Here is a 21070-nt window from a genome sequence, read left to right on the forward strand (position 1 = left end):
TCCACCCGTCGGGTTTTTCACCATAATTAGGTAGCTCATCTCCATCTAGGAAGCTCGCCTGCGAACTGTACACCTCCTCCGCCTCGATAAACTCAATGCCATAGTGCTGACATAATTCCGCAATACGCTCCTTTAACCAACCTGTTGGAATTAAAACTAAACCGCATTCTTGCTTTTGTTCTTTGTTCCAACCAAAGATGATTCTCCCAATCGAGTGGTGCAAACAGAAGTCAATGACCTTGCGCGCAGCTTTGTGAATTGCATCTCGCATCCTCCGGCTTCTTTTTTCCGTAATTCGCTCAAGTTTCTGCGACCAAAACCCCTGCGGCTTGTCAGTCTTAAGCCTAGCCACCTCCTTGTTGTACCACTGGTTAAAGGATTTGACTTTGCGTCCGTCAATGATGAAGCTATGCCCTAAGTTGCTAACGCACGTAAGCCAGTTGTTTACTCCGTGGTCAATTGCTAGTACCTTTTTTGGATCCAGCGATTGCGGTTGAGCGGGCTTAGCATAGATCCACTCCAAGTAGAACACCCCATGCCTGGGCAGAATTCTTAGCTCCTTAATATTTTTCCAATCTAAGTTGGTAGGAAATCGTATCCAGAAAGCGTCTATCCCAAACCAAGCTTTGACCTGGTTGCCGAGTGGCACTCTGACTCTTCCTTCTTGGAACTTAAGCCACTTCTTCGGGTATGCTACCGTGAACATTCCCTTCTTACGGTAGCGCGGTAGGTTTGGTCTTAAGCTAATCTCTTCTTGCAAGAAAAGTTTCAGCTTTGTCTTAAAACTACTTATTAGTGCCTCAGCTACAGACTTACACGTCTGTTGTGCGGCGGAAACATACATTGCGATAAAGTGCTTGTTTTTGGTTCTCACCATTTCAGCGCAAAGCTCACCATAGCTTGCCAATCGCTTTGTTTTGAAATAGACTTGTCGCGCATAGTACAAAGCGCAGTTGTACACCTTATTAGACTGTTGACACAAGTACTCTAATACGGGGAGTAGCTCCCTGTCCCTGACGAGAACCTGCTGACAGCCGTACCCCATACTTGTTGGTAAGTGGCATGATAACTGCAGTCTAACATAAGTAAGCAACAATGCGAGAGGGAAGCCAACGGTACAATCACTACAACCATGCTGTGGGGCTAGCGGTTGTTCGCCTCGTTTTTTGCCCAAAGAGAAGGAAAAAGGTCTTGGTAGGAGAAGTCAGGAACAGGTTGTTTGAGCTATGGCAGGAGCTGTCTAGCGAGAAGGGTTGGCATGTGAGAGCGATTGAAATAGCTCCAGACCATGTCCACCTGTTTCTTGAGATTAAGCCTACCGACCCAATTCATCTTGTGGTAAAAGCATTCAAAGGTAGAGCTTCCAAATATTTAAGGCAGAAGTTTCCTAACCTGCGAAAACTACCTAGCCTTTGGAGCAGAAGTTATTTTTTCTGTACTGCGGGGAATGCTAGCGCTGAGGTAATTCAAAACTATATCAATGACCCACATCATTGGTAAGCGACTAAAGTCGCTCTCGGGCTTTTCCGCCCCGCGCTAAAGTGCGAGGCTACCAAGCTATCCCTCTGTGTAGGCTTAGCCAAAAGCCCAGCTTCGGGATCCAGAGCCCCAACTGGCCGGACAACGGCCATCTTCGGCTAGACTGTTCCAAAGTTGTCGCGCAAGCAGCGGGTCTTTTGTTGCCTGGCGCGAAGGCGAGTTGCCGGGGTTAAAAAAGCTGACATGAGAACTGTGGCCGTAACCTGGTTTCGCCCACCGCAGCTTCAGCTTCGTCCTCAGCACTGGCTGTGGAGCTGCCTCGGGGCAGCAGCCATCACAGCCCTCACGGCGGCTGCCGCTTGGGCGCGGCCGGTGTTGGAAGTGCGCATGACCATGGGCTTGCCCATCAGCCCCAACTACTGGTACCTGGTGGCCCTCAGCCGGGCCGGCAGCCCCGGCCCCACCGCCAATCTGGTGGATCCCAATGTCCGCGTCGGGCCCAATGAGTATGCTTTTGTCCAGAACTGGGACTACCTGATCCGGGTTACCCCCCTCAACGAAGAGTCGGTCTTGCAGTCCACCATCCAGCGGTTTGGCGAGCCGGAGCGGGAGTTTGCCGTCGGCTTCAACCAGGTGCGGGTGGAGCGCCTCAGCCGCGACCGCGACACCCTCCGCTTGCAGATCGACATCTCCGAGCTAGAGGGCCTCGACGGGCGGGATCAGGATATCCAGGTGGCTCTCCTCACCGCCCGCGCCCCCTTCCGCGTCGCCCCCGAGGAAACCAACTTGGCCATTGACGCCACCCGCGGCGAGCTGCCCCACTACTACCGCCTCAGCCTCTCCAACCAGCGGCAGGTGGTCGTGGACGATCCCCAGCGCCAGGAGACGATGCGCCGCAGCCGAGAATTGATCCAACAAAGTGGCTCCGGGGCTGCCCTCAGCCGCGAGCTCATCGAGGGGGGAGCCTTGGAAATTTTGGCCGCCAACATCCTCACCTTTGAGCTGCGCCTGGTGGATCGCTAGGGATCCGCTCCCCTGCGCGCCCAAGGCGGGGCCCAGATTGCCGCCATTTCAAGCCCCTTCTGCGCCAAGAGAAGCTGGGCTGGGATCCAACATCACAAACAGAAACGACTCCAGCCCCGCCAGGTAGGTGAGCACCTGCTCCTGGGCCGCTTCCGGTTCTATCTGATGGGCTTGGGCCGCCTGCTCGATCAAGCTGGCCACCGCCACTGGCCCCTGCAAGAGGGATCCCAGCCAGGCCATCTGGGGAGCCGGAATGGCGAGGCGGCCGCGGCTGGCCCCCGGCCAGTTCATAGTAAACTCCAGCTTCTTTTCGTAGGCCTGGGCGAAGTTGCGGCGAAATTCGGCATTGTCCATCAGGATGGGGTTGAGCTGCACCCTGCCCTCCAGCCAGTCGGCGTCGCTCCAGGGCAAGACCAGGGAAGAGCCAGGGTGCTCCGCCCAAAAGTCGATGAGGCGGTGGTTGGGGCAGATCAGCTCGTAGAGGTGGTTTTGCTCGGCGGGAGAGAGCTTGTCCAGCTCCGCCTCTAGCCAAGCCGGCATGGCTCTGTCTTTGAACAGCAGCGCTGGATCCCAGTCGGCGTAGTCCACAAGGCAAACCAAGCCCAGCTCTGCCTCTTGGAGCATGCGCATTAGGTCTGGGATCAGAAATCCCTTGTCCCCAGGCAAGAGGTAGTTGGCCCGGATGGCGGCGTCGTCGCTGTAGATCTTGGGATCCCAGTGCAGGGCAGCCCGCAGCTCGTCGGAGGCCAGGCTGGCCATAAACTCCCGCACCCGCCGGCAAGCTTCGGGGGTGGGCAGCTCAAACAGGCCCAGCAGCTGGAACGCCTCCTGCATGCGGAAGATCACCTCCCGCTGGTAGGCGTGGTGTAGGTTGGCCCGCAGGATCCCGTTTGGCTTGAGCACTCGCTTGAGGGCCTTTAGCCCAGCCACCGGGTCGTCCAGCAAATAGAGCACATCGTTAAGGCTGATAAAGTCAAACTGCAACCCGAGCCGTTCGACCTCCAACAAGTCTAGGGCGTAGAGCTCCACCTCCCCGAACCCGTGGTAGCGCAGGCGCCGCTCGGCTGCTCGCACTGACTCTGGCGCCAGATCACAGGCCACCAGCCGCGCCCCTGGATTGGCCTCCGCCAAGAGCAAGGTCTCCCAGCCAGAGCCACAGCCGACATTGAGGATGGTGATCCCCTCGCTGGGCAGGATGGCGCGGGTACGGGCGTATTGGGCCGTCGTCCAGCTCAGGCGGTACAGGCTGTCGATGGCGTTGCGGCCTGACGTCTCGAGGGGCACGTTGGGATAGGGCAGTTCCTCGTAGAGTTGCCGCAAAGACTCAGTCGTGCTGCCGGCCATGGGATCCGCTCCAAGAAGCTGCTCCCTATGCTACTGCCTCAGGAAGGCCGCGATGGCAGCGGCAATGGCCTCATTGCCCCCCCGATCCAACTTCTCCGACGCCTGGGGTGGGTAGGGGGGATCCCGCAGGAAGTCCCAGGATCCCGCAAAGAACTCTTCCGGCGAGAGGATGCGGTGCCATCCGTAGCGCCGCAATCCCTCCACCAACAGGGGCGACTCGGCAAACCCAAAGCGGTTGACACAGGCCATGGGCGTGCCACAGCGCAGTGCCTCTGCCAAGGTGCCATAGCCCGGCTTGGACACCACCCAGCGGCAGAGGGGCATCACATCCACTGGCCGCCACACTTGACCGTCTAGGACTCGCAGGTTGGGCAAGGCAGGAGCCTGCTGGTCAAAGGTGAGAAACTGCCAGTCGGGAAAATCCTCCAGCCGCCCGTAGGGCAAGCCCTGCAGCCCCAGCCCGCCAAAGGTCAACAAAACCGTGGGTCGCTCTCGCTCTAGCCCCAGGCGCTGGGCCACCTCCTCTCCTGAGTAGCGCGGATCCGACCCCGTCAGCCCTACTGCCTCTTGGCAGGGAAAGGCGCCCATGGGCTCGGCAAAGGGCAGGCGAAACAGCCGCTGGCACCGCCCGTACAGCTCGCGGATCCAGGCCACCAAGGGCTGAAACTGGGGGCCGTAGTCTTGGTAGATAAAATCCCAGCCGAAGTTGCTGGCCATCCAGCAGGGGATCCCGGCGGCCTCGGCAATGGCGGTGGCGATGGGGGGCACATCCGCCAGGATCAACGGCACCCCCTGGCTGCGAATGAACTCGGCCTCCTCCCGGATGAGGTCGGCAGCCCCCGCTTGAAACGCCTTGAGAGCAGCCAGCGTGGCCGGCAGATCCGCCTGCAAGCCATCCGGCTGCACCACCCCCACATCCAAACCCCGCGGCCGGTGCACAAACTCCCCTTCCCCGTAGCGCTGCAGCAGCCAGGCGGGGGCCGGCGTCACCCAAATGGGCAGGATCTGCGCATCCTGCCGCCGCAAAGTGTTCACCACCGCCGCCAGCCGGGTGACGTGCCCAAACCCGTGGGCCGTTGCCGCTACATAGAGAGGAATGGGATTCACCGCCATAGCCTTAAGAAAGAACAGGCTGAGGTTTTTCCCGCCGGGATCCCCAGAGGTTGCCGGCCAAGATAAGTCCCAGGCCCAGCACCGATCCCGGCGCGATCGGCTCCCGCAACAGCACCCCAATCAGCCCCAGCGACAAGAATGGCGTTACATAGACCCAATTGGCCAGGGATCCGCGCTCGTGGGCCAGCTCCAGGGCCCGCAGCCAAAACACAAAAGTCAACCCCATCTCCGCCAGACCAATGTAAGCCGCCCAACCCAGCCCCGCAACTGTCCAAGAGACCTCCTGAAACGGCAGCAGTAGCAGGCCATAGAGGCTGCCGAAGAGAAACCCCATAAACAGCTTCAGCACCGCATCTCGCCCATCCCGCACATTGAGCAGCCAGTAGAGCGCCCAGATTCCAGAGCTGCCCACCGCCAGCAGGACCCCCCAGGGATCCCCCGCCTGCAAGGTGCCCCAGGATCCCCCCGTAGCCACCAGCACCACCCCCAGCAGGCTCACCCCCAAGGCCAACACCAGCCGCCAGCGAAAGCGCTCTCCCAACAGCGGCACCGCCAAAAGAGCCAGCACCAGCGGCCAGGTGTAATTCAAAGCCAGCGCCGCCTGGGCCGAGAGGCGATCATAGGCCTGGAACAGCACCCCGTAGTAGCCAAGCGGGTTAAGTAGCCCCTGCAGCGCCGACAAGGCAATCTGGGATCGCTTCTGCTGGCGGACAAGATGCGCCCGCCCTGTAGCCACCAGAACCATCCCCAAGATCAGGCAGGAGCTGCACGCGGAAAAAATTAGCAAAAGCGTTGGCGCAAGGTGTTGCAGGCCAAACTTAAAGGCGCTGGCCGCCGTGGCCCAGCCCAAGATAGCTGCCGCCAGGTAGGCATAAGCCCGCCAGGGATCCCTGCCCATCAAAAGCGGTCCAGATCCCTGTCGTCCGCCTTTGGCCTAGCTCCGGTGGAAAGGCCCAGCCGCGGTGCCACCACCCAGGCGTAGAGCAGATAGCCCAGCCCCGCCACCACTGCCCACCTGAGAACGGTGCCGAAAACCCGGAAGAACAGCCCGACCAGAAGAATACAGCCCAGAATGGCGAAGACCGTCACCAGTGGACGCCCCCAAGTCTCAACCCAAGCTCGGACGGCACTTTTCCCCTGAGACGCAACGGATGTTCCTGGATCCCCAGAGGCCGCCGCCGCTTGCTCCAGTTCACGCTCAAGCTGTTTCAGCCGTTCTTGTTCTGAGAAAGAGAGATCGGACATAGAGAGCAGTCTCCAGCGGTGTCACCTCCATCTTACGAGCTGCTCCCGAAGATGGGCAGACTAAGCCCGCGCCGAAGGGATCTCCTGAACCATAGCCCGGAACACATCCAAAGCCGGCCCAGGGCGACGGTTAGGACGCGGAGCCGGGATCTCGTTGGGCACAAACGGCTTCTCAACCACCACCTTGGGCTTGGCAGGCGTAGCCGTTGCCGCAGGGCTAGAGGACTGGGTTGGAGCGGATTGGGCAGGCGCCGGACGAAAAGGGCCGGTAACAAAATCCACGAGGCCGCCGAAGAGAATGCCAAAGAAGGAAAAAAGACCGCCGAACAGCTTTTTGAGGATGCCCATATAAGAGTTTGCCGATGTCGTAAAGTTCTGCAACTGGCCATTCATTATTGTTAAGAACGGGCAGCTTGGCTATAGGTAGATATGCTTTTTTCGACTCAGGGATCCCATACCTGCCTGCCGGTGGCATCAAACCGCCGCAGCGGCAGGGCCAACTCCAGCTCCTGCAGCTCCAGCGGCTCCGAGAAGCGCCGGCTGCGCCCCAGCTCAAAGCCATCCGCTGCCGCCGGATTCACCGCGTAGCCGATATCCGCCATGGCTCCCACCGTGAGGATGCTCAAGGGGTTGGGCACCCCCCGGTCGAGGCGGCTGGTCATCAGCTCGCGGCCCAAGACGCTCTCCCGCCAATGGGCATCGCGGGATCCCTCCCCAAACTGATTCTCTAAAGGAACAGAAGGGGCGTTCCCCCCCAATGTGATAAAAGCGTCAACTGCCCGCGGGCCGATAAAGCGGGGGTCATAGCCCGGCGGCGTCGGCTGATCCCGCCTCACCAACCCTACCGTCAGCCCCTTGGGATCCCAGACGCTGGGCAAAAAGCCAAGCGCATGGCCCAACTCGTGCAGGGCAGTAATGGGCAGATCCCCCCGCTCTTCCAAAGCCGAGAGGTTTTGGCTGTTGAAGAGCACAATTGAATAGAACGGCAAGCCATTCGAGGCCCGCACAAAGCAAGGAGCCGCCCCCCCCAAAACCCGCTCGTTGCCTAGGTCTCTCGCCCTCACCTCTACCAACAGATCGTCAATGGGGAAATTGAGCGGCGTGCTGGGAAATCCCTGATTGCATGCGTCGGCCTGAATAGAGGTGGGGGGCAAATCTGGCTGGTCCCCGACAATGATCTGCTGCCATCTCAAGGCCGCGCTGCGGACAATGGCTTGCTGACTGGGAGTGAGGCTGTTGTCGGGAAAGCGAAGGTCGATCGTGAACTGGGGAACAGAGGTAGGCGTCAGCGAAGGCAGAACAGTCGGGGTAGGGGTGAGGACGACAGCTGGAGTAGAGGTGGGAACGATGGTTGGAATGGGAGTAGGAATGACACTTACCGAAGAGGAACCACCACTTCCCCCGCAAGCCTTGAGCGCCAGCAGCAAGAGCATCGCCACCAGGGATCCGATCGGGCGCAAGCTCCACGTTCTGCCGCCAAGCTTCCGAAAATCCTTCACACTGCCTCCCAACCCAAAAGCCCCACAGCCCAGACAGATCATACCGGTTGCCTCCATTTGCCGAGCAGGATTGGCCCTGGGCTCTGCCACCCATACCCATTCTCAATGGGCGATGTCTAGGAGGCTGGGGAAACCTCTGTGGATCCTCATGAACAAAAACTGGGGCCTGAATGACACAGCAAGGATAGCTTGGTAGCCCCGTATTTTAGTGCGGCGAGGAAAAGCCCGTAAGCAAGTTGCTCGCCAATGGTGTGATTGTTGATGAGGCGTGCCCTTCCTAGGCAAGCACCCAAAACGGTGAAAAACCCGAGTAGGGGCAAGCGCCCAGGAGATGTCTCAGCTAACTTGCTAAGTAGGCAGAACTTTGGGGCTTTGCCCCAAGGAACTGTCTAGAAGCGTCTTGACAGCCCCCTTGCGAGTCCGTTCCTGGACTGCGTAAGAATCCCCTGCCTTTAGGCAGTGGGAGTGTGAATAATAACAGTCACCTCAAGAGTGAGCGAAGATGGGCCTGGCGGCACGTTTTTTTGAGCCCTTTCAATCCAGCAGGTCGGAAGAACCGTCTTCCTCTTCTAGGCTCCAACCCGCCCCCAAAGCGTCCGCTGCTGCCGCCCGCAACGCCTGAGTGTCCGCCCACAACTGCGCAGGATCCGATAGCGGATCCGACAAAGGCACCAAACGCAAGATGCGGCTCTCTTGAACCAGATCGATCACCACACTGGGCCGTTCCCCCTCCAGGCCTGCCACCTCCGAGGGGGAGGGATCCCGCAAGCAGGCGTAGTCAAAGCTGTTTAGGTTGAGATAAAGGCTGCGATTGGCCACCAAGGTAGCCGCCGTTGCATCCTGAAACACCTCCATCACATAGCCCTCCCCCTGCTTTCGTACCCGACCATCGACAATATCGAAGTAGCGAACCCGCCCCAGATCCGCCAGAAGACGGTAAATATCCCGCTTATTAACCAAAATTCCGCTATCTACGATACAGGGGGCACAAGGACGAGTGTCTGTCATGGAGCAGTCGGTCTTGGGGAGCAAGCGGATCGACAACAGGCAAGAAGCAATTAGAAGTAATGCTCAACAACAGCTAGCAACCATCGCAAATCCTCTAGAAAATAGCAACCCCCCACAAGTCTAAGACTTGGGCAAACAAAACCAGAGAACCTCAGGCAATCAAGACGAGAAAAAGTCAACAGCCCTACAAACTTAAGCCATTGCAGTACAGCCCTTTGCTTTGCTCCAAAAAGCCTCTAGCCTGCTTCTCGGAAAGGCTCAGTTCTGGCCTCCCTCGAATGTACCACAGCTTTCCAAAAAGGGGCACCGATCCCTCCCAGGTAAAGGACAAGGGAAACTGGTCAATAGCCAGCAGATTTTCATCTGTATATTGTGGGAAAATAGGTGATTAAAGGGTTTGAGACACTAGATATTGTAGGTAAGGGTGAGGACGGGCCATCGCGACCGAACCTCTGCCCTAGGATGGATCTTGGCTACCCTTTTGATTTACTTGTCCAGATCGTCTGTCATCGATGACGAAAGCTTGCCAACAGCCTGTTGGGCCGCACCACCCACCGCTTGACCAACTTGGGGGCCGAGAGGGGTAGCCTCAGTTAGACGAGTTCTGCTTAGAACATCCAAGAGGCTCTATTAGGTTTAAAGTGAGGAGTAACCCGACAAAGAGTGAGGCTCGACCATGACGCTGGCTCAGGAGGCAACCGCCCAAATCCCCGCCTTTTGCGAAGGGATCCGCTACTTTGGCGATCCCTGGCCGGAATTCGACCGCCTGGGTCAGGAGCCTGCAGTGGATGCTGCCACCGGCAAGCTGCGGGATCCGGGCAGTCGCATGGCCGCCTACCAAACCCTGCTCTATGCCGATGCGCTGCGCTATCTCACGCTGCAGATGACCGCCAGCAAAGCCTCGGGCCACCCGGGCGGCTTTGCCAGCCAAGCGGAAGCCTACGCCGCTTTGGTGTACTTGGGCCAAAAGAACATCCCTACCGAAGTGGGCCACCACGCGCCCGGATTCTATGCCGCCATGTTCTTGGATGGATCCCTATCAGAAATGGGCATCCACACCGTCGCCGACTTGCAGGCCCGCTTTCGGGAACGAGAAGGGCTGCTGGGGCACCTGTCGGGCTACATCCCCGGCCTGCTGGCGCCAGCAGGGCCGCTGGGGCAGGGGCAGCACTTTGCTATGGCTGCCGCTCTGCTTTACCCAGACCGTCTCTTCCCCGTCACCATCGGCGATGGGGGCCTGGGGGAGCCCTACGTGATGAGCTCCATGATCCACTTTCACACCGCCTTCCCGCAGCGCACCAACTTCCTGCCGGTGCTGGTCTGGAACGGCTACAGCCAAGAGCACCACAGCATGATCTCTACCTTCACCAACGCTCAGATGGCCGAGTACTGGCGGGGCAACGGCTTTGAGGAAGTGGTGCTGGTGGATGCCAAAGACTTCGACGATGCCCAACAGCCTGGCCCCTACGTGGATAGCACCCAATTTTCCCTGGAAGCCCGCTTGGCCTTTGTCCAAAGAGTGCTGGTAGAGATGGAACGGGCCATCCAGTGCGCTCTAGGCGGCCACCTGACGGTTTTCATCCTCAAGCAACTGAAGGGGGCAGGCGTGCACGCCAAGGGATCCAAATCCCACAACCTCTACGCCCACCACACCTTGGATCACCCCGACATCGTGGCCGCTCTGGAGGCACGGGCCCTGCACCCAGCCGCTTGGGCTCTGGTGCGCCAAAATTGTGAACGGGCTGCTGGCGGGCCGGCAGCCAAGGTGGTGGTAACCGAATTCGTCCGCCCTCTGCCGCCCTTGGGATCCCTCAACTTAACCGAGTTCTCCCTCGGCGATAAGCAGGTTTCCACCACTGCCATCGGCGCCCTGGTGCTACAGGTGGGGCAGAAAGACCCCGACTTTCTGGTGGCCAACGCTGACGGCAATGAGGCCTCTGGCCTTGCCAATGTCAACCAGGGCCTGAAAGTGATCCACCCCACGGCGGATCCCCTCTACAACCAACAGCCCCAAGGGCAGGTCTACGAACCCCTTAGCGAAGATGCTTGTGCCGGCCTGACGGCAGGCCTGGCGCTCTTTGGCGGGCGCTCCCTGTGGTGTTCTTACGAATCCTTTGCCGTCAACGGCCTGCCCATCTGGCAGACGGTGACCCAGGCGATGGCCGAGCTGCGCCGCCCCACCCCTTCCGCCATTGCTCTCTACACCGCCGGAGCCCTGGAACAAGGCCGCAACGGCTGGACCCACCAACGCCCGGAAATTGAAGCCTACCTGGCGGCCATGATGCGCAACGGCAACATCTTCCCCCTCTTTCCCCCCGACGCCAACTGCGCCCAAGCCGCCTACGAGTGGGCCTTGTCTACCTACAACAAAGGGATCCCGATCTTTGCCAGCAAAACCCCCCTGCCCATCCGCACCACCCTGGAACAGGCTCGCCAAGCAGTAGAGCAGGGCTGCACCGTGCTGCAGGAAGTGCCCGGATCCCGCACAGTGGTCTTTGCCGTGGTGGGGGATATGATCCTCCTGCCGGTGTTTGCCGCGGCTGAGCAGCTCCAAGCCCAGGGGATCGGCAGCAAAATTGTTTCCGTGGTCAACCCCCGCCGTCTCTATCGCCCCGGCGATATAGCCTGGTCTACCTGTGCCCAACCCGATGGGGAGTTCATGTCTGACCAGGAGTTTGCTGCCTGGTTTGCTGGCGAGGCCCTTATTGGCGTAACCGGCGGATCCAGCCTGATGTTGGAGCCCCTGTTGTTGCGCTACACCGGCCCGCGCGACCTTTTTGCCTGGAAACGTGGCGAAACCACCGCCACCCCTACTGAGCTCATGGACTACAACGGCCTGACAGCCCAGGCGCTGGCAGAGAGGGCAAAGCAATTGCTAGGCTAAGGGCGAGCTTTTAGCTTGGTTAGCATTGTCCACCTTATTTTTTCCTATGACTGCGGCTAGCTCTCTCCGAGAGAAGCTTGAGAGGATATCTCCCACCGAGAGTGTAGAGCGAGTTATTGTCCAACACTTTGCTGTTCCCCTCCTGCATGCGCTTGGCTTTCACGACTTGGAAATTAGATATGAATTCGAGACAGGTTGTGGCCAGGTCGACCTCGCCGCAAGAAAGAACGAAGATCCTGAAGATACTTTCTTTAACTCCCAAAGGAACCCCTACTTGCTTTTGGAGGCAAAATCCAGAGTAGTCAACCTCAAAGAAGGATCTTGCTATAGGGATGCAGTTTGTCAGATAGAAAGTTACTTGCTTGCCAAGAACTGCAAATCTGCAAAATGGGGAATTATCACCAATGCAAATAACATCCAGCTTTGGAGAAAGCACGGAAAAGTCGTTCACCCCGCTACAGCAAACCTTGATATCAGCTCAGATAACATTGAGAGCATAGTGCGTAACTTGCGAGACAAGATAGAAAACTATGAGCGCGCTCTGAGTGTATGCGTGTATAACAATAAAGGGGGCGTAGGCAAAACAACGACGGTCATTAACCTTGCGGCAACACTAGCAGCCAAGAGAAAAAAGGTCTTAGTTGTTGACTTTGATTCCCAAGGAGATCTGACAAGAAGCTTGGGAGTTACTCCTGGAAAAATTACACTGACGCAGTGCTTAAAGGATCCCAAAATAGATGTTCATTCCGTTGTCCAAACATACAGACTCAAGACAGTTAGACAAGGCAAACAGAGTATAGTTTCCATCTTTGACATCATCCCAAGAGACCCTGAACTGGAAACGTTAACTGATAGCCAGGCGGTAGCATATATCCAGAAGGGAACTCGGCGCCTTCGCGATCTCATTGCCCCTCTTCGCAATGAGTATGATTACATCCTAATCGACTGCCCAACTCAATGGCTTTACTTTAGCCAGAGTGGTGTTTTTGCTGCCGATGTTATTTTGATACCTACCCGCCCCGACGATCTGTCTTCCCTGAATAATGCTGCTAGAGTAATCACCCAGTTTATTCCAGAAACTGCTAGGTCACGACAGGATGGTGGCCCCAGGACTTTGCCTATCTTTTTCAATGGCGTCCCCTCAGGAAACGAAAACACTATTAAACGAGCAAATGATGAGATAGAAAAAATTGTCAGCCAAGAGAGAAGCATGAACCTACTTCCATATTTCTGGCCGCATTTTAAGAGAGGTAATGAAAACAAAAGCATTTTTGGGATACCTGACTATGTAGTGATATCCTCTGCAAGCTTTGATCGAAAGCCTGCCGTCTTTAATCACAAGAAAGTTTTAGAATACTACCAGAGTCTTGCCCGTGAGTACTTTATCGATGAGTGAGTTTTCAGATCTAGGTAGGTTGGTTAACTTACCCCTTGAGAGCATTACGCCCGCCGACGGGTTTTCTGCTCCCTCCTTCCTTGTTGCCGCAGCCGCAGATCAGCTAAGGGCGACAGGAGGACACAACTGGGTTCCTCTGCTGGTGGTCGAGTCTGGCGACTATCAGTACAGGGTTGTTGGTAACCATTTTGTCTATGCAGTTGCTCGAGAGGCAGGGCTGGAGAGGCTCTGGTGTATTGTTGTCGATCCCGACCCAGAGCAGGTTAAGCAGGCCCAAATCCTCACCAGAGAAATTGTCCCAAAGGTGAATCTGACAGAGGCCCCGAGAGAAACTATCTTGGCCGCGTTGAGATACCTGGCCGAGCAGCCCGGCACCCCCCTTAAGGGAGTTGATATAACCATTGCAGCCGCGCGAATTGCGGAGGCAGATAGGAGCTGGTGGCAGGACTTAACCCCCATAACCAAGCTGGGGTGCAAAATTACACGAGGCAAAAAGTTGGAGGCCCTGAAAGAAGTATTTTTTCTAGCTCCTACAGCGCCACCTCCTAGCCAGAAGAAGTCGTCTAAAAAATCCACAGCATCTGCCAGGGCCAAGAAAACAAGCGCAACTCGCTCTCGGAAAAAGAAAGAGGGCTAGAAGGGCGGCAGAGCAAGACCAGCTTTACTCTTCTCTTAGTACCGCTGTTCTCCTACCCAAAGGCCCACCAGCGCTGCTCGGCCCCAGGGATCCACCTTCACCTCTGCTCGCAGTGTTTCTGGGTTGCGGCGGATCTCTAGTTCCAGAACATCTCCCAGCGCTTCCGGAATGAAAAACTCTTCGATCCCAAACCTAAGCTGCCGCCCATCAAACCACCCTTGCAGGACAACCTCCCCAGGCCGCAGCTCCCTGGGCCGGTCGCGACTGATGGCAATGGCCTGCCAGGGTTGAGCAGGATCCCCGGCAGGAGGAGCCAAGCACAGGTAGAGGATCCCTGGCTTAGCGAGCTCAGGGGACCAGCCGGGCAGTTTCTCTAGGGTGGAAAGCTGGGCAACGGTGTAGCTCAAAGCTACGTAGCGGCCCCGCAAGGGGTCATAGGGATCCAGAGGAGCAATCTGCAAGTAGATCGGGGAGCCAGTGGCAAGGGTAAGCGCCTTCCGAGCTGGCACCAGCCCAACCAGGCCCACCTGCAGCACCAGGGCCAGCCAAAACAGGGATCCCTTAAGAAAAGGAGGCGACATTGCCAGCCGACGAGAGCAACTTCCTGCACAAAGATGCTATCCTAGTTAAGCATCTTCCCGGCTCAGTAGCTCAGCGGTAGAGCAGGGGACTCATAAGCCCTGGGTCGCGTGTTCAAATCACGCCTGAGCCATCCTTCCTAAGGCTCTGGTTACAGCTTGTGGAGGACAGTTAAGCTGGAGCTCCGGCTTTTGCTCTCAGGTTGCAAGAGGCGGCACTTCCAAGGGCGAGCAAAGCCCCTTGAGCTATTCCGATCCCGGATAAAAGCCGAGATCCATTACCTGCTCAAGCGTGTAGGGACACTCGGCGGGCAGATCCTCTTCCGAGAGCGGCGTTTCTTTCACCACCAACAGGATCCCGTCTTGGTAAGCCTCTGGCAGAGCTGCCAAAAGCTCAGGCTTTAGGCTAGGACTCTCTTTGAGCAATTGCTGGATTTGGCGACGTTGTTCGCTAATAGTTGCCCGCCAACTTTTGCCGCGAAGCTGGAGCTGGAACTGCCCCTTGAGGAGGTGTCCCGGCAGGATCCCCAAGCGATTGACCAATTCGCGGCGCTCTTGCCTGCCCAAAGCCTCGATTTCCTCTGCCAGATGGCCCGCTCGCTCCGAGAGGCAGGGTTTCGCTTTGAGCAGTTGGAACAATTCTACATGCCTAGCCAGCCAAAGTGGGTCGGCTACACCTACTGGGGTATAGCCTCCCCTGAGCCGGAGGGGGGATCCCAGGCGGGTTAGCCGCTTCTAAAGCCCGACCTTGCCTTTCTCAGGGCTAGTCACAGAACTGCAGCCGGGATTGCGGCTGTCGCATGGCCGGATCCAGCTCGCAGATCAGCTCGAAGTTGATCACCCGCCAGCGCTGCGGCGAGCCACCGGCTCCTTCAGGAAGCTGGGAGCTGAAGCTAACCGGCAGGCCGTAGAGGCGGGGTGGGCCGGGGCGCCGCTGGGATCCCTGCTCCAGGTAGGGGGTGAGCAAAGAGCGGTAGCGCTCGGCCACGATCACCTGCGTGGCCCGCATCCCCTGCATGCGCAGGCGATCCAGCTCTTCGTGAATCTCGAAGCGGATCCCATCGGCATGGGTGTGCTGGCGGTACCAGCGGCCTTCCCAGAGGCGCCAACGCCGCCCTGATTGCAGGTGAACCAGCTCCTCTTGCTCGGGATCTGCCTCAAAGGCGCCGTGGCGATGGCAGAGGTAGGTATCGGTCAGGGTAAGGGCCGCAATCGTCTGCCGACAGTGGGGGCATTGAATGCTGGGGCCAAAGATGGGATAGGAGAAAGCAACGGTCATAGGAAACCCCACAGAATGCGGCTGGGTGTCTGGGCAAATCCGCGGCTGTCCACATTAATTATAGGTGTGGCCTTTTGCAGATCTGGCTCACGCGGATCCCTCTGGCCAAATCCGACAAAGTATTCTAAGATCATAGCCAGGGAAAAGCCTGCCCAAAGCCCCCCGCGACGGCAGGTAGATTCCCAAGGATCTCCGCAATGATAACGGGGAGTGGGTAGCGCCCACTTCTTTGCTTTTTTAGGGGGAAGATGCCCCCGCTGCCGGCTCCAGCTTCGCTGGGCTGGGATCTGGCCGTTACACCGAGTTGGCGATGAGTTGGCTATGGTTCACCCTCTGATCCCGCAGTTGGAGAGTCTGGCCCGTCCCTTGGCCGCTCGACTGGGGTACGAGTTGGTACAGATGGTTTTTCACACCAACCAGTATCCGCCGGTGCTGCGGGTGGATATCCGTCCGCTGGATCCGGAGCAGGAAACCAGCCACGCCGATTGCGAAGCTATGAGCCAGGCCTTGGAAGTGGAGCTGGATCGAGTGGATCTGATCCCCGGCCATTATGTGCTGGAGGTCTCCAGCCCCGGCATCAGCAACCTCCTCATCAGCGACCGCGACTTTGTGGTTTTCAAAGGGTTTGCGGTGGAGGTGACGGTGGATCCCCCCTACAAGGGCAAAGCTGTCTGGTCAGGGCATCTGCTGGGTCGGGATGAGGAGAAAGTTGCCCTATCCCTCAAGGGACGGCGCGTGCAGTTGCCCCGCGCCTCGGTGCAGCGGGTTGTCCTCTCAGAGGCGGAAACCGAGTAGAGGAATGGGGATAGAGAGGACGTTCGAGCGCGAAGTGTGTTGCCCTGTCTTCGCGTCGGAGCTGCCTGCTGTGCGGCGATGCATTTCCCGTCAGGATTGCGGAGCAACAGTGATAGCAGTTTCATCCCAGCTTAAGTTGCATTAGGAGGACAACAGCTTATGTCGATGGTGCCTCTGCCCGGTTTGGCAGAAATGGTGGAGATGATCTCGCGGGAGCGCAACTTGCCCCGCCATGCGGTCACCAACGCCTTGCGGGAGGCGCTGCTCAAGGGCTACGAACGCTACCGCAAAACCATTCAGCGAGATGTCGTCTTTGAAGAAGACCACTTCCGCAACTTCGATGTGGAGCTGGATGTGGAGGCAGGGGGCTTTCGCATTTTGGCCACCAAAACCATTGTCGAGGAGGTACGGGATCCAGATCACGAGATCTCCCTGTACGACGTGCAGCAGGACTACCCGGAAGCCGAAGTTGGCTGGGAAGTAACCAATGACGTCACTCCCCAACAGGCGGAGTTTGGCCGCATGGCGGCCATCCAAACCAAGCAGGTGCTGGCCCAGAAGTTGCGTGACCAGCAGCGCCGCCTGATTCAAGAAGAGTTCCGCGACCTGGAAAATACCGTGTTGCAGGCACGGGTGCTGCGCACGGAGCGGCAGACGGTGATCATGGCGGTATCCAGCGGTTTTGGGCAGCCGGAGGTGGAAGCCGAACTGCCCAAGAAGGAGCAGTTGGCCAGCGATCGCTACACCCCCAACGCGGTGATGAAGGTCTACCTCAAAAAGGTATACGAGGGATCCCGGCGGGGGCCGCAGCTTTTGGTTTCTCGAGCCGACGCCGGCTTGGTGGTGAACCTGTTCGCCAACGAGGTGCCGGAGATCGAAGAGGACATTGTGCGCATCGTGGCGGTGGCGCGGGAGGCCAACCCGCCTTCCCGCAACGTGGGGCCGCGCACCAAGATTGCCGTCGATACCGTGGAGCGGGACGTGGATCCGGTGGGGGCCTGTATTGGGGCAAGGGGATCCCGGATTCAGGCGGTGGTGGCAGAGCTGCGCAACGAGAAGATCGACGTCATCCGCTGGTCGCCGGATCCGGCCACCTACATCGCCAACGCCCTCAGCCCGGCCAAGGTGGTGGAGGTGCGGTTGGTGGATCCGGAGATCCAACAGGCCCATGTGCTGGTGACCAGCGACCAGCTCAGCCTGGCCATCGGCAAAGAGGGGCAAAATGTGCGCCTGGCCGCTCGCCTCACTGGCTGGAAAATTGACATCAAGGAAGTGGAGAGCTACCGGGCAGCGCTGGAGGAGGCGCAAGCGCAGGGGCTGCCGTATCCCTTCATCACGCCGGCGGCTTTGGAGCGCTTCCGGCGGCGGGAAGAGCGAGCCGCTTTGGGGCTGGACGAGGAGTACCCAGAGAAGCTTCGCCTAGAGGAGGAGCTGGAAGAGGACGATAGGCTGGAGGAAGACTGGGTCGAGGAAGACGAGGACTTCGACTACGACGCCGAGTTCGACATCGCCCAGCCCAAGGCCTAGAGCCGAGGGGCCTCGGCAGTCGGTAAACTGAGGTAAAGACCCTTTCCGCCTGCCCTTGAACTCCTCCCAGCCGATCATCCTTGGTATATCGGGCGCCTCCGGGATGCTCTACGCCGTGCGCGCCCTACACGTTCTGCTCAGCCTGGATTACCGCGTCGAGGTGGTGGCCTCCAAAGCGGCCTATCAGGTGTGGCAAGGGGAGCAAGGGGTGCCGTTGCCGGCAGATCCCCAGCGGCAGGCCCAGTTTTGGCGGCAGCAGGCCGAAAGCGAGGGCGGATCCTTGGTCTGCCACCGCTGGCAAGATGTGGGGGCAACCATTGCCAGCGGCTCCTACCGCACGCAGGGGATGTTGGTGATCCCATGCAGCATGGGCACGGTAGCCAAGTTGGCCGCTGGGCTGAGCTCTGACCTGCTGGAGCGGGCGGCTGACGTGCAGCTCAAAGAAGGCCGCCGCCTGGTCATCGTGCCGCGGGAAACCCCCTTCAGCCTCATTCACCTGCGCAACCTGACCATCCTGGCAGAGGCAGGGGCGCGCATCGTCCCGGCCATTCCGGCCTGGTACCACCAGCCGCGTACCCTCTTGGACTTGGTGGACTTTGTGGTGGTGAAGGCCCTGGATCAGTTTGGCATCGACAGCGACCTCATCCAGCGCTGGCAGGGGATGCGTCAGCGTCAGATCCTCAAGCTGCCCCCCGAGGACTAAAGGGATCCCTTGGCCCTCATCCCTAGCCGCTTTCCCAACCGGAGAGGGAGGTTCCCACCTAGCGCGATCATTCATTCATACATAAGGTTTCACCGCTAGCAGGGAGGGCACTGCTGAACCTGGGCAGGGGAACTGGCTGGACTAGCCAGCCGCGGGATTCTTGCGAAGGTGGGTGGACAAGTTAGGGCAAGTCTCCAGGCTAGCTGCCCACTCACTAATGAGGGTGTTGACCCAGTGGGGCAGCTCGTCGTGAGCGCAGTGGCCCACCCCTGGCAGCTTCACCAACGTAAGAGCCGGCTGCCAGCGCTTAAACTGATCCGCCAAAAAGCTGGGCACCGCCGGATCTTCCTGGCCCCAGAGGAGGAGAATGGGCATCTTGAGCGTGGGCAACAGGCGCTTGGGACTGTCGAAGCGGCGGCAGAGAATGGCCCTCAGGCTATCCAAAAACACGTGGGCTGCCCCCGGCTCAAAGGCCGGCCTCTGGAAGATCTGCACCAGCTCCTCGTCCACCTGCTCGTCCCGCTTGTAGACATTTTTGATCCAGGCCCGCAGCACCTCGGTTTGTCGCAGCCAGTTAAACAAATGAGGATAGGTGAGCGGGCAGCCCAAAACAGCCAGGATCCCTTCGCAAAGGGCCTGCACCAACACATCCCAAGGAGGGGACAATTCTTCGGGGTGAGGCCCATCGGCACAACTGATCAAGCACAAACCCTTCACCATCTGGGGATAGCGGGCAGCCACAATCACCCCCACCAGGCCCCCAATGGAATGGCCTACCAGGAGGCTGGGCTGCTGGATGTGGGTTCGCCAAAACTCGTACACCTGCTCGACCCACAGATCGACGCTGTAGGCGATCTCCGGCTTGGCACTCTCGCCAAATCCCAGCAGGTCGAGAGCATAGACGGAGCGCTGGGATCCCAGAGGAACAATGTTGTGGCGCCAATGGCCCACCGAGGCCCCAAAGCCATGGATCAAGATGGCCGGAGCCGCCGTCAAGTTCACCTGGCCGCTGGCGGTTTGGGCGCGACTGGGGGTGTAGGTGAAATGAATAGGCCAGCCGCGCCAGAGCCAGGTTTGGGAATGACCATAGCGAGGAAGCCCTGAGACGGGATCCCTGCTGCCGACCGAAGAGGGGGGCGTCGCAAGGGAGGGGAAACCTGCCCCGCCGACAGCAGCAGAGGGAGAAGAAGAAGGAGGGTTATGTTCAGGCAAGGGAGGATTGACACTCCCACCGCCTAAAGGCGGGGGATTCTTACGCAGTCCACAAAAGAACCCATAACGGCGTTGTCAAAGCGCCTCTAGACAGTTCCTTAAGGCAAAGCCCCAAGGTTCTGCTTACTTCTCGCTCCAGAGGATTTGTTGCTGCTCGGGTTTTTCACCGTAGTTAGCGTTTTCCCCTGGTCTGGCTAGGATTATAGCAGTTAGCAACTAAAGTCGCTAGCGGGCTTTTCCGCCCCGCACTAAAGTGCGGGGCTACCAAGCTATCCTTTTGTATGTGACAACAGCAGGCCCACCTCCATCAGGATAGACCGATCTTAGCGGTTGCTGGAGGGCGTCTAGAGTGGACTGGAGGGGCGTTTCTCTCAGATAACCCTCTTGAGCAGCTTTTTCTGGACATTCCCCACCCCTTTTTCCAAACAAAACCGCTTGCGTCAACAGGATGGAGAAAACCCTCCTGCCAGATGTGGCTCTGCCTACCGATCCCATGATGGATGAAACAGCTTGGATAGACCCCATTACAGCGGCCAGCTTCCGCCAGATTGACCAAGAGATCGGCCCCCACCCCTGGCAAGGGATCCCCTATGAGATCGTGCGCCGCGCCATCCACGCCACCGCTGACTTCGAGCTGCGGGATCGCTTTGTGTTCAGCCCCACGGCAGTTGAGGCGGGACTGGCGGCCCTGCGGCAACGACGGCCGCTGGTGGTGGATGTGCGGATGGTGGCCGCCGGGATCCAAGCTGGCCTCGCGGCGCAGGGGATCCCGCTCCATTGCGCTTTGGACTGGGCAGAAGAGCCTCTTGAAGCCGGGCAAACGCGCACGGCCCAGGGGATGGTCAAGGTAGCCCGGCGCTACCCGGAAGCGATCTTTGTCGTCGGCAACGCGCCCACGGCGCTGCTGGCGCTGGTGGAAGAGATGCGGGCCCAGCGGATCCGGCCCAGCCTGGTGATCGGGGTGCCAGTGGGCTTTGTGGCAGTGGAAGAGGCCAAACGGGCGCTAGCGCAAACGGATGTCCCCCAGATTCGGGTGGAGGGCCGCAAAGGCGGATCCCCGGTGGCCGCTGCCATCGTCAATGCCCTACTGCTGGCCGCCCGCCGGGATCCCATCCCCAACTGACTAGAATTGGAACGACATCTTCAGACCTTTCCCATGACCCCCGAACAAGAGGAGTGGCTGATCCGCAACCTTCAGCTTCAACAAGAACAGCTTCAAGAGATCCGAGCCGAACAGCAGAGAGCTGCCGAGCGGTTTGAGGCCCAGATGACGGAGATGCGGCAGGCCTTTGCAGCCCAAATTGCCGAGATCCGAGCCGAGCAGCAGCGGGCCGCCGAGCGTTTCTCC

At 58.7% G+C, this 21070-nt stretch carries 22 protein-coding genes, 1 tRNA gene and 1 pseudogene; 12 read left to right on the plus strand and 12 right to left on the minus strand.

Going from position 1 to position 21070, the window contains the following annotated elements; all coding sequences use genetic code 11:
* The coding region (locus tag NW855_RS09640) for an RNA-guided endonuclease InsQ/TnpB family protein (protein ID WP_414508705.1) at positions 1-1045 on the minus strand (1045 nt) is incomplete at its 3' end.
* 50 nt (positions 1046-1095) lie between these two features.
* On the opposite strand from NW855_RS09640, the gene tnpA reads away from it, so the two are divergent.
* Positions 1096-1500: an IS200/IS605-like element ISSoc6 family transposase gene (gene tnpA, locus NW855_RS09645; RefSeq protein WP_011429345.1), complete on the plus strand. Its 405-nt coding sequence runs from the start codon at positions 1096-1098 to the stop codon at positions 1498-1500.
* Between the two features lie 222 nt (positions 1501-1722).
* Entirely contained in the window at positions 1723-2502 is a 780-nt protein-coding gene (locus NW855_RS09650) for a hypothetical protein (RefSeq protein WP_041438081.1), read from the plus strand.
* 48 nt (positions 2503-2550) lie between these two features.
* Here the strand turns inward: NW855_RS09650 and NW855_RS09655 are convergent, their stop codons facing one another.
* The 7 genes from NW855_RS09655 to NW855_RS09685 form a co-directional block, all read right to left on the minus strand.
* Positions 2551-3846 (minus strand): class I SAM-dependent methyltransferase, encoded by a 1296-nt coding sequence (locus NW855_RS09655; RefSeq protein WP_414508706.1) that lies wholly within the window; start codon positions 3844-3846, stop codon positions 2551-2553.
* A 30-nt stretch (positions 3847-3876) separates the two neighbouring features.
* Positions 3877-4959: a glycosyl transferase gene (locus tag NW855_RS09660; RefSeq protein WP_414508707.1), complete on the minus strand. Its 1083-nt coding sequence runs from the start codon at positions 4957-4959 to the stop codon at positions 3877-3879.
* Positions 4960-4963: 4 nt separating this feature from the next.
* The gene (locus NW855_RS09665) at positions 4964-5857 is read right to left on the minus strand and encodes a DMT family transporter (protein ID WP_414508708.1); all 894 of its coding nucleotides are present in this window, start codon (positions 5855-5857) and stop codon (positions 4964-4966) included.
* Positions 5857-6204: a hypothetical protein gene (locus tag NW855_RS09670; RefSeq protein ID WP_099812476.1), complete on the minus strand. Its 348-nt coding sequence runs from the start codon at positions 6202-6204 to the stop codon at positions 5857-5859. The genes NW855_RS09665 and NW855_RS09670 overlap by 1 nt, the downstream gene beginning before the upstream one ends.
* Before the next feature lie 60 nt (positions 6205-6264).
* Positions 6265-6552: a hypothetical protein gene (locus NW855_RS09675; protein ID WP_414403018.1), complete on the minus strand. Its 288-nt coding sequence runs from the start codon at positions 6550-6552 to the stop codon at positions 6265-6267.
* A 95-nt stretch (positions 6553-6647) separates the two neighbouring features.
* A complete protein-coding gene (locus NW855_RS09680; RefSeq protein ID WP_414403017.1) occupies positions 6648-7703 on the minus strand; it encodes a leishmanolysin-related zinc metalloendopeptidase in 1056 nt (351 codons plus the stop codon).
* 534 nt (positions 7704-8237) lie between these two features.
* Positions 8238-8663: a hypothetical protein gene (locus NW855_RS09685; protein ID WP_228375410.1), complete on the minus strand. Its 426-nt coding sequence runs from the start codon at positions 8661-8663 to the stop codon at positions 8238-8240.
* A 724-nt stretch (positions 8664-9387) separates the two neighbouring features.
* Here NW855_RS09685 and NW855_RS09690 point away from each other — a divergent pair.
* From NW855_RS09690 to NW855_RS09700, 3 genes are read left to right on the plus strand one after another with little or no spacing between them, the layout of a single operon-like run.
* On the plus strand, positions 9388-11595 hold the full coding sequence (locus NW855_RS09690; protein ID WP_414508709.1) for a phosphoketolase: 2208 nt from the start codon (positions 9388-9390) through the stop codon (positions 11593-11595).
* Between the two features lie 46 nt (positions 11596-11641).
* On the plus strand, positions 11642-12991 hold the full coding sequence (locus NW855_RS09695) for an AAA family ATPase (RefSeq protein WP_414508710.1): 1350 nt from the start codon (positions 11642-11644) through the stop codon (positions 12989-12991).
* On the plus strand, positions 12984-13628 hold the full coding sequence (locus NW855_RS09700; protein WP_414508711.1) for a Rho termination factor: 645 nt from the start codon (positions 12984-12986) through the stop codon (positions 13626-13628). The genes NW855_RS09695 and NW855_RS09700 overlap by 8 nt, the downstream gene beginning before the upstream one ends.
* A 35-nt stretch (positions 13629-13663) precedes the next feature.
* On the opposite strand, the gene NW855_RS09705 is transcribed toward NW855_RS09700, so the two are convergent.
* Positions 13664-14209, minus strand: coding sequence for a GDYXXLXY domain-containing protein (locus NW855_RS09705; RefSeq protein WP_414508712.1), 546 nt, complete (start codon positions 14207-14209; stop codon positions 13664-13666).
* 59 nt (positions 14210-14268) lie between these two features.
* Between NW855_RS09705 and NW855_RS09710 the strand changes: the two genes are divergently transcribed.
* Positions 14269-14340, plus strand: a tRNA-Met gene (locus NW855_RS09710).
* Between the two features lie 112 nt (positions 14341-14452).
* On the opposite strand, the gene NW855_RS09715 is transcribed toward NW855_RS09710, so the two are convergent.
* Entirely contained in the window at positions 14453-14845 is a 393-nt protein-coding gene (locus NW855_RS09715) for a DUF29 domain-containing protein (protein WP_049749706.1), read from the minus strand.
* Between NW855_RS09715 and NW855_RS09720 the strand changes: the two genes are divergently transcribed.
* Positions 14795-14935, plus strand: a complete 141-nt coding sequence (locus tag NW855_RS09720) for a hypothetical protein (RefSeq protein ID WP_011429360.1) — start codon at positions 14795-14797, stop codon at positions 14933-14935. The two genes, NW855_RS09715 and NW855_RS09720, sit on opposite strands and share 51 nt — an antisense overlap.
* 34 nt (positions 14936-14969) lie before the next feature.
* On the opposite strand, the gene NW855_RS09725 is transcribed toward NW855_RS09720, so the two are convergent.
* Positions 14970-15485, minus strand: a complete 516-nt coding sequence (locus NW855_RS09725) for a TIGR02652 family protein (protein WP_011429361.1) — start codon at positions 15483-15485, stop codon at positions 14970-14972.
* Between the two features lie 321 nt (positions 15486-15806).
* Here NW855_RS09725 and rimP point away from each other — a divergent pair, with 321 nt between their 5' ends.
* From rimP to NW855_RS09740, 3 genes are all read left to right on the plus strand, one after another.
* On the plus strand, positions 15807-16280 hold the full coding sequence (gene rimP / locus NW855_RS09730; protein ID WP_099812470.1) for a ribosome maturation factor RimP: 474 nt from the start codon (positions 15807-15809) through the stop codon (positions 16278-16280).
* A gap of 159 nt (positions 16281-16439) precedes the next feature.
* Positions 16440-17807: a transcription termination factor NusA gene (nusA, locus tag NW855_RS09735; protein ID WP_011429364.1), complete on the plus strand. Its 1368-nt coding sequence runs from the start codon at positions 16440-16442 to the stop codon at positions 17805-17807.
* A 55-nt stretch (positions 17808-17862) separates the two neighbouring features.
* The gene (locus tag NW855_RS09740; protein WP_011429365.1) at positions 17863-18510 is read left to right on the plus strand and encodes a flavin prenyltransferase UbiX; all 648 of its coding nucleotides are present in this window, start codon (positions 17863-17865) and stop codon (positions 18508-18510) included.
* A 141-nt stretch (positions 18511-18651) separates the two neighbouring features.
* On the opposite strand, the gene NW855_RS09745 is transcribed toward NW855_RS09740, so the two are convergent.
* Positions 18652-19722 carry an alpha/beta fold hydrolase gene (locus tag NW855_RS09745; RefSeq protein WP_099884263.1) on the minus strand — a complete coding sequence of 357 codons (1071 nt, stop codon included), beginning with the start codon at positions 19720-19722 and terminating at the stop codon, positions 18652-18654.
* Positions 19723-20215: 493 nt separating this feature from the next.
* On the opposite strand from NW855_RS09745, the gene NW855_RS09750 reads away from it, so the two are divergent.
* Together NW855_RS09750 and NW855_RS09755 are read left to right on the plus strand one after the other, a co-directional pair.
* On the plus strand, positions 20216-20845 hold the full coding sequence (locus NW855_RS09750; protein ID WP_011429368.1) for a cobalt-precorrin-8X methylmutase: 630 nt from the start codon (positions 20216-20218) through the stop codon (positions 20843-20845).
* Between the two features lie 33 nt (positions 20846-20878).
* Positions 20879-21070, plus strand: a pseudogene (locus NW855_RS09755) (hypothetical protein); the annotation flags it as partial.

It is taken from the genome of Synechococcus sp. RC10B2 (genome assembly GCF_047502635.1).